Origin of the sequence: Pseudomonas sp. UYIF39 (assembly GCF_029963765.1) — a bacterium.
GTDB lineage: Bacteria > Pseudomonadota > Gammaproteobacteria > Pseudomonadales > Pseudomonadaceae > Aquipseudomonas.
Genome location: NZ_JALBYU010000010.1, coordinates 160341 through 174757, shown reverse-complemented (window position 1 = coordinate 174757; position 14417 = coordinate 160341). Strand labels below are relative to the sequence as shown.

General features: G+C 57.4%; 17 protein-coding genes. 8 read left to right on the top strand and 9 right to left on the bottom strand.

Annotated features, from left to right (window positions below; translation table 11 throughout):
- Positions 1-15 precede the first annotated feature (15 nt).
- Complete coding sequence (locus tag MO767_RS16295) at positions 16-300, top strand: pyrimidine/purine nucleoside phosphorylase (RefSeq protein ID WP_282481335.1); 285 nt, start codon at positions 16-18, stop codon at positions 298-300.
- Positions 301-385: 85 nt separating this feature from the next.
- On the opposite strand, the gene MO767_RS16290 is transcribed toward MO767_RS16295, so the two are convergent.
- Together MO767_RS16290 and MO767_RS16285 are read right to left on the bottom strand one after the other, a co-directional pair.
- Positions 386-1192, bottom strand: coding sequence for an MOSC domain-containing protein (locus MO767_RS16290; protein WP_282481334.1), 807 nt, complete (start codon positions 1190-1192; stop codon positions 386-388).
- Between the two features lie 137 nt (positions 1193-1329).
- On the bottom strand, positions 1330-2265 hold the full coding sequence (locus MO767_RS16285) for a chemotaxis protein CheV (protein ID WP_282481333.1): 936 nt from the start codon (positions 2263-2265) through the stop codon (positions 1330-1332).
- Positions 2266-2727: 462 nt separating this feature from the next.
- Here MO767_RS16285 and MO767_RS16280 point away from each other — a divergent pair, with 462 nt between their 5' ends.
- From MO767_RS16280 to MO767_RS16270, 3 genes are all read left to right on the top strand, one after another.
- Positions 2728-3198: a hypothetical protein gene (locus MO767_RS16280; RefSeq protein ID WP_282481332.1), complete on the top strand. Its 471-nt coding sequence runs from the start codon at positions 2728-2730 to the stop codon at positions 3196-3198.
- A gap of 344 nt (positions 3199-3542) precedes the next feature.
- On the top strand, positions 3543-4436 hold the full coding sequence (locus MO767_RS16275) for a sensor histidine kinase (protein ID WP_282481365.1): 894 nt from the start codon (positions 3543-3545) through the stop codon (positions 4434-4436).
- Complete coding sequence (locus MO767_RS16270) at positions 4433-5092, top strand: response regulator transcription factor (RefSeq protein ID WP_046049186.1); 660 nt, start codon at positions 4433-4435, stop codon at positions 5090-5092. Before MO767_RS16275 ends, MO767_RS16270 begins: the two co-directional genes overlap by 4 nt.
- On the opposite strand, the gene yegS is transcribed toward MO767_RS16270, so the two are convergent.
- The gene (yegS, locus tag MO767_RS16265; protein ID WP_282481331.1) at positions 5076-5993 is read right to left on the bottom strand and encodes a lipid kinase YegS; all 918 of its coding nucleotides are present in this window, start codon (positions 5991-5993) and stop codon (positions 5076-5078) included. The genes MO767_RS16270 and yegS overlap by 17 nt on opposite strands.
- Positions 5994-6221: 228 nt before the next feature.
- On the opposite strand from yegS, the gene MO767_RS16260 reads away from it, so the two are divergent.
- On the top strand, positions 6222-6536 hold the full coding sequence (locus MO767_RS16260) for a hypothetical protein (RefSeq protein WP_282481330.1): 315 nt from the start codon (positions 6222-6224) through the stop codon (positions 6534-6536).
- Between the two features lie 60 nt (positions 6537-6596).
- On the opposite strand, the gene glp is transcribed toward MO767_RS16260, so the two are convergent.
- A complete protein-coding gene (gene glp, locus MO767_RS16255) occupies positions 6597-7823 on the bottom strand; it encodes a gephyrin-like molybdotransferase Glp (RefSeq protein WP_282481329.1) in 1227 nt (408 codons plus the stop codon).
- The gene (gene moaB / locus MO767_RS16250; RefSeq protein WP_282481328.1) at positions 7807-8346 is read right to left on the bottom strand and encodes a molybdenum cofactor biosynthesis protein B; all 540 of its coding nucleotides are present in this window, start codon (positions 8344-8346) and stop codon (positions 7807-7809) included. The genes glp and moaB overlap by 17 nt, the downstream gene beginning before the upstream one ends.
- 81 nt (positions 8347-8427) lie before the next feature.
- Between moaB and mobA the strand changes: the two genes are divergently transcribed.
- Together mobA and MO767_RS16240 are read left to right on the top strand one after the other, a co-directional pair.
- A complete protein-coding gene (gene mobA / locus MO767_RS16245) occupies positions 8428-9030 on the top strand; it encodes a molybdenum cofactor guanylyltransferase MobA (RefSeq protein WP_282481327.1) in 603 nt (200 codons plus the stop codon).
- Positions 9031-9106: 76 nt separating this feature from the next.
- Positions 9107-9328: a YgdI/YgdR family lipoprotein gene (locus MO767_RS16240; RefSeq protein ID WP_033059146.1), complete on the top strand. Its 222-nt coding sequence runs from the start codon at positions 9107-9109 to the stop codon at positions 9326-9328.
- A gap of 88 nt (positions 9329-9416) precedes the next feature.
- Here MO767_RS16240 and MO767_RS16235 read toward each other — a convergent pair whose 3' ends face one another.
- The 3 genes from MO767_RS16235 to MO767_RS16225 all read right to left on the bottom strand — a co-directional run bounded on the left by MO767_RS16235 (position 9417) and on the right by MO767_RS16225 (position 11099).
- Positions 9417-10307, bottom strand: coding sequence for a pseudouridine synthase (locus MO767_RS16235; protein ID WP_282481326.1), 891 nt, complete (start codon positions 10305-10307; stop codon positions 9417-9419).
- A 71-nt stretch (positions 10308-10378) separates the two neighbouring features.
- A complete protein-coding gene (locus MO767_RS16230) occupies positions 10379-10696 on the bottom strand; it encodes a transcriptional regulator (RefSeq protein ID WP_282481325.1) in 318 nt (105 codons plus the stop codon).
- A 166-nt stretch (positions 10697-10862) separates the two neighbouring features.
- Complete coding sequence (locus tag MO767_RS16225; RefSeq protein ID WP_282481324.1) at positions 10863-11099, bottom strand: glutaredoxin family protein; 237 nt, start codon at positions 11097-11099, stop codon at positions 10863-10865.
- A 204-nt stretch (positions 11100-11303) separates the two neighbouring features.
- Between MO767_RS16225 and MO767_RS16220 the strand changes: the two genes are divergently transcribed.
- Positions 11304-13016, top strand: coding sequence for a monovalent cation:proton antiporter-2 (CPA2) family protein (locus MO767_RS16220; protein WP_282481323.1), 1713 nt, complete (start codon positions 11304-11306; stop codon positions 13014-13016).
- Here the strand turns inward: MO767_RS16220 and MO767_RS16215 are convergent.
- Complete coding sequence (locus MO767_RS16215; protein ID WP_282481322.1) at positions 13013-14221, bottom strand: ammonium transporter; 1209 nt, start codon at positions 14219-14221, stop codon at positions 13013-13015. The two genes, MO767_RS16220 and MO767_RS16215, sit on opposite strands and share 4 nt — an antisense overlap.
- Positions 14222-14417 lie beyond the last annotated feature (196 nt).

Here is a 14417-nt window from a genome sequence, read left to right as displayed (position 1 = left end):
TTCGAGGAATCGCCCATGTTTAAAGTCAACGAGTACTTCGACGGCACCGTCAAGTCGATCGCCTTTGGCATCGCTGAAGGTCCTGCGACCATCGGCGTCATGGCACCGGGCGAATACGAATTCGGCACCAGCCAGCGTGAAATCATGCACGTGGTGTCCGGCGCCCTGACCGTCAAACTGCCGGACAGCAGCGACTGGGAAACCTTCGCTGCCGGCAGCCAGTTCAACGTACCCGCCAACAGCAAGTTCCAGCTGAAAGTGGCCGTCGACACCGCTTACCTGTGCGAATACCGCGGCTAAAACCCTGGGTTTTCACAGCGACAAAAAAATGCCCGCGTCCTTGGACTCGGGCATTTTTTGTTCAAGGCCAGTCAGTCAAATTGTCTTATTCCAGAACCGTCACCGGCATACCGACTTCAAGTTGGCCATTGCTGTCGTTGACCAGGTTCTGTCCGAACATCGCGCCGTCGGCTTCGGCACGGTATTTCTGCAACGTAGCCAGAGGTTCACGATCTTCGCTGCGCTCACCGGTTTGCGGGTCGATGGTGGTCAGAATGCAACGTGAACACGACTTGACCAAGCGGAACTCGACATCGCCGATGCGGATGCGCTTCCAGCCATCTTCGGCATACGCCTCGCTGCCCTCGATCACCAGGTTGGGCCGAAAGCGCAGCATTTCCAGCGGGCGGCCGACTTTTTGCGACAAGTCCTCCAGTGAGGCCTGTCCGATCAACAACAGCGGAAAGCCATCGGCGAAGGCCACCTGATCGTCATCCTTGCCATAGCCGGCCTGGGTGGTCCGTGCGCGATCAAGAGGGACTTGTACCAGGCGAGTCGATTTGCCAATGAACTCACTGACCCAGGCACCCGCCTCGTCGCCGGCATCCGGCACACGCAGTGTGTCGCGCCAGATGGTCACGCCACGCAGTTCCGAGTCGCTGGCGGGCAAGGCGATATCGATCGGTGAGCGGCCCGGCGCACTGAGGGTCAAGCCACCATCAGCATTCCACAACGCCGACAGCTGACTCATCTGCGCCACCGCACGTTGAGTCAGAAAGCGCCCGCTGGCTTCGTCCACCAGCATCCAGCGTCGATCACCGTCCAGGCCCAGCTTGTCGAGGCTGACCTGCTGCAGGGTCTCGCCCTTGCCGGATTTCAACGGATAACGATACAGCGCGCTCAGACGCAACATGGCCAGCTTCCCAGTGTGCAAAAACGCCACCCTATACGAGCTTGATCGCCGAATCAAAGGCCTGTGGCGAGGGGGTTTGCCCCCGTTGGGCTGCGCAGCGGCCCCAAACACTGCCACCGCACACTTCCAGATCGTTATCAGGCAGGCACTTCGTCGAGCATCAGGCGTTGGCGCACCACATCGACGAGTTTGTCCGGCTGGAATTTGGAGAGGAAGTTGTCGCAGCCGACTTTCTTGACCATCGAGTCGTTGAAGCTGCCGGACAACGAGGTATGCAGCACCACGTAAAGGCCACGCAGACGCGGGTCGTTGCGGATTTCGGTGGTTAGGCGATAGCCGTCCATTTCCGGCATTTCCGCGTCGGTGAAGACCATCAGCAGTTTGTCGGTCATGTTCACACCGGTATCGGCCCACGCCTTGAGCATGTTCAGTGCCTTCAAGCCATCTCTGGCGATGTGCATCTTCACGCCCAACTGACCCAGGGTGTCACGCAATTGCGACAGCGCCACGTTCGAGTCGTCCACCAGTAACACTTCACGACCACGGGCACGCTCGAGAACCGGATCGTCGAGTTTGTCGCGCGAGACCTTGGCGTTGTACGGGACGATTTCCGCGAGGACTTTTTCGACGTCGATGATTTCCACCAACTGGTCGTCGACCTTGCTGATGGCCGTCAGGTAATGCTGACGACCGGCGCTGGCCGGCGGCGGCAGAATGGCTTCCCAGTTCATGTTGACGATACGGTCCACACCACCGACCAGGAACGCCTGCACCGAACGGTTGTACTCGGTGACGATGATCGTACTGGTCGGGCCTGGCACCAGCGGACGCATACCAATGGCCTGGGACAGGTCGATCACCGGCAGGGTTTGGCCGCGCAGATTAACCACGCCGCAGACAAATGGATGGCGCTGGGGCATCAGGGTCAGCTTCGGCAGTTGCAGCACTTCCTGCACTTTGAACACATTGATCGCGAACAATTGCCGTCCGGCCAGCCGGAACATGAGAATTTCCAGGCGATTCTCACCCACCAGTTGCGTGCGTTGGTCTACCGTGTCGAGAATGCCGGCCATCAATGACTCCTGGGCTTGTTCTGATGAATTCACTAAAGGGGGTTATCGGCTGTTTTTGCCGGACCTTGACCCCCTTGTAAAATGCCACGACCAAACATTGATGTCACATTAACATCATGCTTTACTGGCCCGGTGATTTCATCTGCCTCATTGCCTGCCGCGAGACCTCGTTTCGTTCGGCTGGTTCCCCCGCGTAAGGGATTCCCCTAGTAACAATCAGGTCCAACCTGATATTCGCAATATCCAATAGCCATTAATGTGACGCCATTCTCATTGCATGAACGGAGTCAGGCTTTTGTGTGTGATCGCAGGTAAGTGGCTATCCGCCCTATCGAGTTCCCCAGCCTGCAGCCAGACAGTCCGGCGCGTGATCTCACGACGACATGGCAATGCGGGGACTCTGATCGTCCCCGTCGACACACACGACATCCCCCCATTTGACATGACGTTGTGGAGATAAGCATGCCGAACGATCGTAAAGAGTGGGCTCAACGGCTCCCGGAGTTTCTCGTCGAAGCTGAGACACTCCTGGTTAAAACCGAGGAATGCCTGAGTCATTTGCAACTGATCAGCAATGACAAGGACGCCATCGACTGCATGCTTAGCACCCTGCTCAAACTGGCCAACAAGGCTGATGCGCTGGCTCTGGCAGCCGTTTCGGAGTTTTCGCTGCACATTCATGGTTTGCTGAGCCACGCCCAGAATCACATGGACTTGCACGACCAGGCCTTGGATGCGCTGAAAAATTGCCTGACGTTGATCGCCTGGCAACTCGAGCTTATTGATCAGAAAACTGGCCAACTCAGCCTTGATGACAGTGAACAGACCTCCCTGATCGAAGCCTTCGCCTTTCAGGTCGGACACAGCCAGTTTCAGCCCCCCGCTAATTCCAAACCGTTCACACTCGTTTCCTATTCGGGTCGGCAAGCCTGAACTTATCGGAGCACTATGCGGCGCTCCGAATTTTTATTGCCATGACCACCTCTCTAACTTTAACGGGGGGCATGTCGCAATTAAATATTTCATACCTGTTAACGACAACTCGAAAGCACTAAACCCTTCCTGCCACCCAACTTTTTCCATTATGGAACTGCTGTCCATAATCTCTTGTTTCCTGACTCTGCAGACATATATACCAAACGCGACCAACGGTATCTTAAGTGGTATTATGCCGCCCATTAGTTGACGTCAATTAATGGCAGAGTGACTCCAGACAGAGACCCGTCATCTACGATGACCGGTTTTCCCGCAGCGAACATCCATTGGCTCCATCCGCTATGTACGCCAGCCTCAAGTCAATCACCCTAAGGCCACCCTCCCCAAAAAACGCGCGTTTGATCACGCTTGTGTTGTGTACCTGCTCGGCGCTTGGCAGCCTGCTGTTTTATAGCCTGTCCACTCGTCTGCCGCTGAGTCTGCTGGTACTCAATATCGCCGCATTGGCCTGCGTCTGGGTGCAGTATTGTCTTTCGCGCAAGTCGATAAAGTTTCAACCCCAGGAGTTGGCTGACCGACTGTTGGAGGTTCAGGAAAACGAACGTCACCGGCTCAGTCGGGAACTGCATGATGACATCGGCCAATTGCTGACCGCGGCAAAACTTCAAAGCGACTGGCTCAAACGCCGAATGCCTGAAGAACTTCAGGGCCAGTGTTCGGTGCTCTGCGACACGCTGGAAGAAACCCTGAGCAAAGTGCGAGACGTATCGGCCATTCTCAATCCGAGGCAACTGACCAGTCTCGGGCTGGAAGCCAGTCTGCGGGCGCATTTACTCAAGACGCTGGCCAACACGCCGGTGCACTGGAGCCTGGAATGCCATCAGCGCTTGTCCGGTATACCGGAGGAAATGACGCTGGCTGCTTTTCGAATCACCCAGGAAGCGGTGACCAATATATTGCGCCATGCCGAAGCGAAAAATCTGTTGGTCCGCCTGCAACGGCTGCCTAAGGGTCTGACACTGTTGATCAGTGACGATGGCCTGGGATTCGCGCCAGCGACCGATCCTGGTCGTGAGGGGCAACGTGGAATGGCAGGGATGTCAGAACGCATCAATCAGCTGGGAGGCACACTGAGCGTGACCAGCGAGCCGGGCAAAGGCACTCAAATCAAAGCACTCTTCCCCTGGGCGCCCCGCGCGCTCGAACGGGCCAGTACGAATAAGGTTATGCGTTGACTTGTAACTTACTTCTGGTGGATGACCACTCGCTTATCAGGGCAGGCGTGCGCGCTCTGGTGCTGGATATTCCCGGCTACGCGGTAATCGGCGAGGCCAATGACGGCTCGCAGTTGCTCGAGATGGTCGAGCAGCTGTCCCCGGACATCATCCTGCTGGATATTTCCATGAAGGAAACCAGTGGCCTTGACGCCTTGCAGCGACTCAAGCGAGTCCGCCCGCAGAGCAAGGTGCTGATCCTCTCGATGCACACCGATCCTGCACTCATCATGCAGGCACTGGAATCCGGTGCGCATGGCTACCTGCTCAAGGACACCACGGCCACCGAACTCGAACATGCCCTGGATGCCTTGCGTAACAACGAACGCTACCTGAGCCCGGCCATCGCCCACACCGTCATCAACCAGGCGCTGACCCGAACTCAGAAAAACCAGCCGGAACCTGCCGACTCGCACAACCTGACGGCGCGTCAGCTGGAAATCCTTCGGCTGATCGTTCGCGGAAAATCCACCCGGGAAATCGCCAATGGCCTGGGCCTCAGCATCAAGACCGTTGAAACCCACCGCTCGCAGATCATGAAGCGTTTGCAGATCTACGATGTGGCGGGTCTGGTGCTGTTCGCCGTTCGCGAGCAGATCATCAGTCTGGATGATTGATTGATTGCGATGACCCCAGCAGCGGCGAGTTTTCAGGCAAATGCACGCGCAGTGCCGCTGGACGTGCCGAGAAACGCAAGTTGTCACCTTCCAGAGGTTCGCCATCGAGGTTGATGCAGAGGCCTTCCGAGACCTTGATTTCGACCCATGGCAGCCGGACTCGCACAAACATGTTGTCGATGCCGAAGCTATCGGCCAGCAGGGTTTTCAAGGTGCCGACGACGTCCTGCGGCGCAGGCAGAATACTGATGTCCAACAGACCGTCGTCAGCCAGCGCTTCTGGACACAACACATGTCCACCGCCGGCCTGCCGGCCATTGCCGATGCCCAATGCCAACAGCTCGCCACTCCACTGGAAATCAGGTCCCTGCAACTCGCCATAGGCTGCGTGCAACTCACTGAAGCGCGATAAACCGGTGAACAGGTAAGCCACGCCCCCGAGGATTTTTTTCAAGTCCTCAGAAGTGTTTGCAGTGACCTGACTGCCAAAACCGCCCGTGGCCATATTAAGAAACACTTGGCCGCCGACCTCCCCCAGATCAATGGCGCTCGGTGCAATGTCGAGAAGTTCCAAAGCCTGCGCGGGCTCCAGAGGCACGCCGGCGGCACGCGCAAAATCATTGGCGGTCCCCAAGGGCATCAGTACCAGGCTGGCCTGCGTCGAATGCGCCGCCAAGGCTTCGGCAATATCACGCACGGTACCGTCACCGCCACCGGCGATGATCTGCATGTAGCCTGCCGCCAGTGCTTCATCTACCAGACGCTGTGCGTCGCCCGCTTCCCAGGTCACTCGAACGGCCAGCTCCCAACCCTGTCTGCGCTTGTCCGCAACAGCAGAACGAACCTCCTCGTTGAGCGCTTGCTTGCCATGCAGAATCAACAGCGCCTTGCGTTCGCTCATTAGTGGTCACTCCCATGATTGAATTCCGTATGGGAGATGTTGACCTCGTCTTACCGCATAAAAGTCGAAAAAATTTGAATTATTTGAAGTCGAGACCTATGGCGTCCTACAAGACGGGATTTTTTCTTACAAGAGGTGAGGAATCGGCTCAATTGACCGACCAATGCGATTGCTACACCTTGGCGCCTGCAGTTATCAAACATCAGCAGGAATTCACAGGGACGTGCCATGCAAAACCATGAAATCAGGTCACCGGACATCCCGGTCATACCGTTCGCAGAAAAACGCGCCAATCATCAAGCTGAATTCAAAAACAGCGCAAAGCCCATTGGAGAAGCGGCTATGGAATCTCGCGTCGTTGAATTGGAGACACACCTCAAATACATCCGACGAGACATGGATGAAGTCCGTAGCGACGTCAAATCCATAAAACACAGGCTTGCCTATTCGGCTATTGGAACAGCCGTCGTCATCGGGGTCTTGGCCTGGATCGCCAATAGCCGTTTCGACCAGCTCGTGACACTCCTGGCTCACCAAGGGTAAGCCATGAACGCAAAACCCGGTTCGATCAACCGGGTTTGCGCAATAAGCCAGCGGTAGGAGTCAGCTAAGGACTTCGCTCAGCGGGATGAAGCCCACGTAGTCACCTTCGATCAGCGTGCGATCCTCCAGCACCTCAACCAAACCATCAGCCCAGGCAGCGCTACGCAGTACACCAGAACTCTGATTCCTGTAGATAATTGCCCGGCCATTCTCCAGACGTCCGCGCAAGTACTCGCGTCGATTGCCTGCTTTTTGCCATGCAAACCCTGCAGGCACCTGAAACTTCAGGGGCTCAACCTCTTTTACACCCTGTCGGCGCAAGAGATAGGGCCTTGCCAACAAAGCAAAGGTCACCAGCGTTGAAGCCGGATTGCCAGGCAAACCAATCACAGGTACGCCGCGAAAATGCCCGAATGTCAGCGGTTTGCCGGGTTTGATGGCGAGTTTCCACAACGTCAACTCGCCCTCTTCACGCAAGGCAATGCCCAGAAAGTCAGCCTCTCCCACCGAGACACCACCGGTGGAAAGGATCAGATCGACATCTTTCAATTCGCCAAGGCGAGTGCGGGTGGTCGCTAAATCATCCGGAAGAATTCCGGCATCGATCACCTCACAGCCCAGGCGCTGCAACCAACTGCACAGCAACACTCGATTGCTGTTGTAGATCTGTCCCGGCCCCAGAGCCTGACCCGGTTCAATCAGTTCATCCCCGGTGGACAGAACAGCAACGCGAACCTTGCGAACCACGTCCAGCTCTGCGCATCCCAGTGATGCAGCTAATCCCTGTTCGATCGGCCCGAGGCGCGTGCCGGCAGGCAGAATCAATTCACCAACAGTGGCTTCCTGGCCTTGAGGACGAATGTTTTGTCCTGGGGCCATGGTTTCGGTGAAACGTACTCGCTCGTCCGCCTGAACCTCGGTGTTTTCCTGCATCTCGACGCAATCTGCACCTGCGGGAACTGGCGCACCGGTGAAGATCCGTGCACAGGTGCCAGGCTTCAAGGGCTTTGGAGCCTGACCGGCAAAAATCTTCTGGCTGACCACCAGAGGCTCTCCAGTCCAGTCGGCCACGCGCAAGGCATAACCGTCCATGGCACTGTTGGGCCAAGGCGGCAGATCAAGTGTCGAAATCAGGTCATCGGCCAGCACCCGGCCCTGAACCTGCGCCAATGGCAAGCGTTCACGCTCACGAATCGGTGAGGCTTCGGCCATTGCCAGCAAGCGTGCCAGCGCCACCTCGACAGCCATCAGACTGCCAGTCTTGCCGGGCTTACCCGCGGGATTCACAGGGTGCCGCCTGTTTGAGATGAGTAACGAAGTTGCACGGGCGGTGTCGCGAATCCAACTGCTCGGCAAGAATGCCATCCCAACCGGTGCGCACGGCATTGGTCGAACCCGGTAAACAGCAGACCAGCGTGCTATTGGCCAGGCCGGCCAGAGCACGGGACTGAACAGTAGAGGTGCCAATATCCGCCAACGATATCTGCCTGAACAGTTCACCAAAACCGTCGACCTGTTTGTCCAGCAGGCAACTCACCGCTTCCGGAGTGCTGTCGCGTCCCGTGAAACCGGTACCGCCAGTAATCAGCACCACCTGCACGACATCGTCGGCAATCCAGTTGGCGACTTGCGCGCGAATTTTGTAGAGATCATCTTTGAGCAGAACCCGGGCCGCCAGGTTATGGCCGGCAGCGCTCAAACGGTCGACGAAGACCTGGCCTGAGGTATCGGTTTCCAGGGTACGGGTATCGCTGACCGTCAGCACCGCGATGTTGAGCGGTGCGAAAGGTACATCAGCCTTGGCTTTCATAGGCTCATCCAGTTGTAGGAGAAACAGCCCGGTGTTATATCACAGCGCCTCATTTTTTCGCCGCCCCCATGGAGACCTGCCATGACCTCGAATACACATTTGCCGCCCTGCTCCATTCTGCTCCTGGCAGGTGGTCGTGGCGAACGCATGGGCGGTCAGGACAAAGGGCTGCTGGAATGGCAAGGTGAGCCACTGATTGCCCACTTGCACCGCAAGACCCGCTCACTGAGCGATGACCTGATCATCTCCTGCAACAGAAACCTGGAAAAGTACGCGCCCTACGCCGACCAGCTGGTTCATGACGATGAAGGCGACTTTCCTGGCCCCCTGGCCGGTATTCGCGCAGGCCTGAAAGCCGCCCGCCATGCGCATCTGCTGGTGCTGCCGTGTGACGTACCTCGCATCGATGCCGCGCTGCTCAATAGCATGCGCGACGCCGCCAACCAGCACCCGGACCAACCGCTGATGCTGCGCCATGGCGAACACTGGGAACCTCTGCTGTGCATAATCCCCGTAGCACTCTTGGCGGAATTCGACAGTGCCTGGAACGACGGCGAACGCAGCCCGGGTCGTCTCATGCGCAAACTGGGCGCTACTGCCCTACAATGCCCCGACAATGACCCACGCCTGGCCAACCTCAACACACCAGAACTGTTGAGCGCCCACTACACTGTGTCAGACTGACAGGAGAAGGAACTTGCACGCGCTGTACACGTCTCAAGCTCAGTAACCAAAAGAATTCATATTCGGAGACACACTCATGACTCAACGGACCCTCGCCACTTTCATGCTCGCACTGGGCCTCGCTACCCTCGCCGGTTGCGCATCGCCTACAGTGATCACCTTGAATGACGGTCGAGAAATCCAGGCTGTCGACGCGCCAAAGTTCGATAAGGATTCCGGTTTCTACGAATTCGAACAACTGGATGGCAAGCAGACCCGCATCAACAAGGATCAGGTTCGTACCGTTAAAGAGCTGTAATTTTTGCGGTGATAACCGGATATGGAAAAGCCCGCTTTATGCGGGCTTTTTCGTGGCTGAAGATCAGCAAATTCGCTGAACCTCGTGATTACCACTGCAGGGTGATGTTGCTTTCGAATGTTCTCTCCTGGCCGGTTACCGGGTCCACAAACCGCAGCCCCTGAGCGAGCAGTTTCAAAGGATTGGCATAGTCATCCTCAACATCCTTGAGTACCTGAGGATAAAACGGGTCGTTGCAGATGCTGGCGCCCAAGGCTGTCATGTGCACCCGCAACTGATGCTTCTTGCCCGTCACCGGGTAAAGCGCATAACGCCAGAGATCACCGTTCCTCTCCCTGACTTCGACAGCCGTTTCGGTATTGCTGACGCCCGGACCTTCCTGCATGCGGAAGAAAGGCTCGCCATCGATGAGGCGGCTCTTATGGACCAATGGAAAAGAGAGTTCAGGCAACGCTCGGGCAATTGCCTCGTAGCGCTTTTCGATCTGCCGCGTAGGAAACAACGACTGATAGGCAGAACGGCTCTGAGGGTTGGCGGAAAACAGCACCAGCCCCGCTGTGTGCCGGTCAATGCGATGCAAAGGCACCAGATGCGGGTTATCGAGTCGACGGATCAGCCGTCGCAATAGGGTCTGCTCCACATATTCACCCGCCGGAGTCACTGGCAGAAAATGTGGCTTGTCCGCCACGACCAGATGCTCATCCGCGTACAGAATCGACTCAAACACCGGGATCGGCTTTTCGTCCGGCACCTCACGAAAATAATGAATCCGCAAGCCTTCCTTGTAAGGCAAATCAAGGGCGATCGGCATGCCGTGACCGTCGAGGACACGACCGCGAGCGATTCTGTCCAGCCATTGTTCACGACCGATGGCGCTGAAGTGTTCGCACAGACAATCGAGTACAGTCTCCCACGGACCAGGCGGCAAGTAGAGCGTGCTGGCCTGGTTGTGTGCAGCAGAAAAAGATGAAGTGGACATACGAAAGTTCTGACCCTCAATACAGGGCGGCATTATCCAACAGCGGCCGGAGCGAACCTAGAAGAGAATCCTCAAGCCGATATCTGTGCGCGCGCTGCCGCTTCGGTGAACTCCTTGAGCCAGCGCAGCACATCGACTGCCTCCCAGCGACCAGGATCATAAAGCGCATACAACAAACCCTGATAGCCCACGACATCCAGCTGCCGGTGATAGCCCGCGCGCTGGAACAAGGCTTCGATTTCGGCGAAACAGGTATTGAAATGCAGTTTATTGAAGGGAGTTTTTCCTTCTGTCACCAGGCCATCCAGACGCAATTCGAGGACAGCCTCGCGCACCACGTCCGCTGACATCCGGTTCACGCTGTTCTTCAATTGTTCGACATTGACCACGATTCATCCCTCTAACTGCCTGGATCGCCTGCCCAATCCGCAATACGAAGGAGCACGGCAAGCGATCGGAATAACTGTATGAACATACAGTAACCGAATAACCCGCTTTTCGCCAATGGGGGAAACGAGGACCGCGACGGATGGGGGCACCACCGACAACGACGGGTCAGCGCAAAAAGGCCACGACCTGCTCGCCATCGAAAGGCCAATCGAGTTCAGCGCCGTTATCAAGACGTCGCAACACCGGAATACGCAAACCATAGTCTTCGACCCAGTCTTCGTTGACTGCGATATCGACTAGCTCGACCATTAAACCGCGCTCGACAAATTCCATCAGCATGGCTTCGGCGACTTCACAAAGATGGCAACCAACGGTGCCGAACAGCTGACATTCAGGAGGCATGACTACAAGACCCGGCAAAGTAGGCGTTCATTCTAGGCCCGCCACGAAAAGCCGTCGAGCCAGGAACGTCTTGACCAAAATTGATCTCAGGAAATTTCGGCAACTCTCTGACGCAAATCATTCGACCTGAACATCACTTGCGCCATGCTCGCCGCTTTTTTGCCTCTACGCTTGAATGGCCAGCGCCCATCACCGGAGTTTTTCGTGTTCGCCAACTTGTTGATCATCCTCGCCTCCTCCCTGGTGGTGATTGCGCTGTTCCAGCGCCTGCGATTGCCGCCGGTGCTGGGCTACCTGTGCGTGGGGCTGATGATTGGGCCAACCGCATTCAACTGGGTGAATGAAAGCGAAGAGCTGCCGGACCTCGCCGAGTTGGGCGTGGTGTTTCTGCTGTTCTCCCTTGGGCTGGAGTTTTCCCTGTCGAAAATGCTCGTGTTGCGCCGAGTGGTGTTCGGTCTTGGCAGTCTGCAGGTGCTGTGTTCCGGGATGCTGCTAGGTGGGTTGCTGATGCTGCTCGGCATGCCGATAACGCCTGCGCTGTTACTCGGCGCCGGCCTGTCGCTGTCTTCCACGGCCATTGTCAGTAAAGAGCTGAGCAGTCTCGGCGAGCTTTTCAGCAGTCACGGCCGGAATGCCATTGCCGTGTTGCTGTTCCAGGACGTCGTGGCGGTATTGCTACTGACCCTGGTGCCGGTGTTCGCTGGCAGTAGCGACCAGGCCTGGTATTGGGCGCTACCACTGACGCTGGGTAAAACCGTGGTGCTGTTCGTCGGTCTGCTGCTGGCCAGCCGCTGGTTGCTGCCGCGGCTGTTCCATGAAGTGGCAGCTGCCCGTTCCCCGGAACTGTTCGTGTTACTGGCTTTGGTCATTGTTCTGCTGACGGCGTGGCTGACGCACCTGCTCGGTCTCTCCCCTGCCCTGGGTGCGTTTCTCGCCGGCATGCTGCTGGGGGAAAGCCACTACCGGCATCAGATCGAGGCCGACATCCGCCCGTTCCGCGACATCCTGCTCGGGCTGTTCTTCGTCAGTATCGGCATGCTGATCGACTTGCAGTTGTTCGCCAGCCACGGCCTGCTGATTCTCGGCCTGACCCTGGGGTTGTTGCTGCTCAAGGGCAGTGTCGTTGCGCTGCTGGTCAAATGGCGTGGCAGCGATGGCGAAACCGCCTGGCGCAGCGGCCTGGCATTGGCCCAGGGCGGCGAGTTCTGCTTTGCGCTGATGGCACAGATGCAGCAGGACAAGCTGATGCCCGCGGATTTAGGCGGCCTGTTGCTGGCGGCGACCTTTTGTTCAATGCTCGTCACGCCATTGTTGCTGCGCGCCGCACCCCACATCGCCACACGCCTGCATCGAAAACCCAACGAAGAAGCAAAACTTGAAGAAATCAGCGCGCTCAATGCCGGGTTACACCACCATGTCGTTATATGTGGCTACGGTCGTGTAGGTCAGTCAATCGGACGCGCACTACGCAACGCGCATCAACCCTACATCGCGCTGGATACTGATCCGGTGCGTGTCCACGAAGCCGCCGTGGGTGAAACCTGTGTGCATTATGGCGACTCACGTCGCGGTGAACTGCTGGTCGCGATAGGGCTGGAGCGCGCCAGGCTGTTAGTGATTGCCGTGGATCAGACCGACATCGCGTTGCTGATCCTCAAGGAAGCGCGGCGACTCAACGCGACCGTGCCGATTCTGGTGCGCACGCGCGACGACAGCCAACTGGCCGAGTTGAAGGCAGCCGGCGCCAGCGAAGTCGTGCCCGAACTGCTGGAGTCGAGCCTGATGCTCGCCTCCCACGCGCTGATCATGCTGGGATTGCCTGCGCATCAAGTGCAGGAGCGGGCCGACCAGATACGGCACGACCGCTATCGTCTGCTGCACGGTTTCTATCCTGGCGCTGACGACGAAGAGACTTAGTCCTGGCTCACAGCGCCAATCTTGTGCACCGACAAGTCAGCGCCGTAATACTCTTCTTCCTGACTCAGACGCAGACCATGGAATGCCTTGATCACGCCATACACGGTAAAGCCGCCGGCCAGCGCCACGACCACCCCCAACGCAGTGCCGATCAACTGGCTGATCAGGCTCACGCCGCCCAGCCCACCCAACGCGCTCTGGCCGAAAATGCCGCAGGCGATTCCGCCCCAGACGCCACACAAACCATGCAACGGCCAAACACCCAGCACATCGTCGATGCGCCATTTGACTTGAGCCGCGGTGAAGCACCAGACAAACAATGCGCCGGCGATGACGCCAGTGATCAGCGCGCCCACCGGATGCATCAGATCGGAACCGGCGCAGATCGCCACCAGCCCGGCCAGCGGGCCGTTATGCAGAAAGCCCGGGTCATTGCGCCCGACGATCAGCGCCGCCACGGTACCGCCGACCATGGCCATCAGCGAGTTCACCGCCACCAGTCCGCTGACACCTTGCAGGGTTTGCGCGCTCATCACGTTGAAACCGAACCAGCCAACGATCAGGATCCACGACCCCAGCGCCAAAAATGGAATGCTCGAAGGCGCGAACGCCACCAGCCGCCCTTCGCGATAGCGACCATTGCGCGGCCCGAGCAACAACACCGCCGCCAGAGCCAGCCAGCCGCCCATGGCGTGAACCACCACCGAGCCGGCGAAATCATGGAAGCTGGCGCCAAAGTGCTCCAGCAACCAGGCTTGCAGGCCAAAGTTGCCGTTCCAGATCATGCCCTCGAAGAACGGGTAGATGAACGCCACGATCAGTGCTGTCGCGCACAACTGCGGGACAAACCGGGCACGCTCGGCGATGCCGCCGGAAATGATCGCGGGTATCGCCGCGGCAAAGGTCAGCAGAAAGAAAAACTTCACCAGCCCATAGCCATGATCAGCATTGATCACAGCCGCCGGCTGCATGAAGGTCACCCCATAGGAAATCCAATAGCCTATAAAGAAGTAGGCCAGGGTCGAAATGGCGAAGTCGCTGAGGATCTTCGACAAGGCATTGACCTGGTTCTTTTGTCGAACCGTGCCGACTTCAAGAAAGGCAAAACCGGCGTGCATCGCCAGCACCATGACCGCGCCGATCAGAATGAACAACGTATTGGAGCTATGGACCAGACTGTCCACAGCGCTTTGCAGATTTTCCATGGGGTTGGCAGACCTGAAGGCTAAAAAAGCACCAAAGCAGTTCGCGCAGGCAATTCATGCACCAATTTGCGACTTGCCGGGATCAGCAGATTGATCCCGAAGAGCCGCTTTGGCGCACAAGGTTGGAACCTTTGCGCGAGTTTTCATTATTTGAGATAAGGTTTTGCTCGAATCCTGCCCAGCAACAGCGCAACAG

Bases quoted from the DNA above. Each gene is read 5' to 3' on its own strand.
- MO767_RS16295 (WP_282481335.1), top strand. From the start codon at position 16: ATGTTTAAAGTCAACGAGTACTTCGACGGCACCGTCAAGTCGATCGCC.
- MO767_RS16290 (WP_282481334.1), bottom strand. From the start codon at position 1,192: ATGTTGCGTCTGAGCGCGCTGTATCGTTATCCGTTGAAATCCGGCAAG.
- MO767_RS16285 (WP_282481333.1), bottom strand. From the start codon at position 2,265: ATGGCCGGCATTCTCGACACGGTAGACCAACGCACGCAACTGGTGGGT.
- MO767_RS16280 (WP_282481332.1), top strand. From the start codon at position 2,728: ATGCCGAACGATCGTAAAGAGTGGGCTCAACGGCTCCCGGAGTTTCTC.
- MO767_RS16275 (WP_282481365.1), top strand. From the start codon at position 3,543: ATGTACGCCAGCCTCAAGTCAATCACCCTAAGGCCACCCTCCCCAAAA.
- yegS (WP_282481331.1), bottom strand. From the start codon at position 5,993: ATGAGCGAACGCAAGGCGCTGTTGATTCTGCATGGCAAGCAAGCGCTC.
- MO767_RS16260 (WP_282481330.1), top strand. From the start codon at position 6,222: ATGCAAAACCATGAAATCAGGTCACCGGACATCCCGGTCATACCGTTC.
- moaB (WP_282481328.1), bottom strand. From the start codon at position 8,346: ATGAAAGCCAAGGCTGATGTACCTTTCGCACCGCTCAACATCGCGGTG.
- mobA (WP_282481327.1), top strand. From the start codon at position 8,428: ATGACCTCGAATACACATTTGCCGCCCTGCTCCATTCTGCTCCTGGCA.
- MO767_RS16240 (WP_033059146.1), top strand. From the start codon at position 9,107: ATGACTCAACGGACCCTCGCCACTTTCATGCTCGCACTGGGCCTCGCT.
- MO767_RS16235 (WP_282481326.1), bottom strand. From the start codon at position 10,307: ATGTCCACTTCATCTTTTTCTGCTGCACACAACCAGGCCAGCACGCTC.
- MO767_RS16225 (WP_282481324.1), bottom strand. From the start codon at position 11,099: ATGCCTCCTGAATGTCAGCTGTTCGGCACCGTTGGTTGCCATCTTTGT.
- MO767_RS16215 (WP_282481322.1), bottom strand. From the start codon at position 14,221: ATGGAAAATCTGCAAAGCGCTGTGGACAGTCTGGTCCATAGCTCCAAT.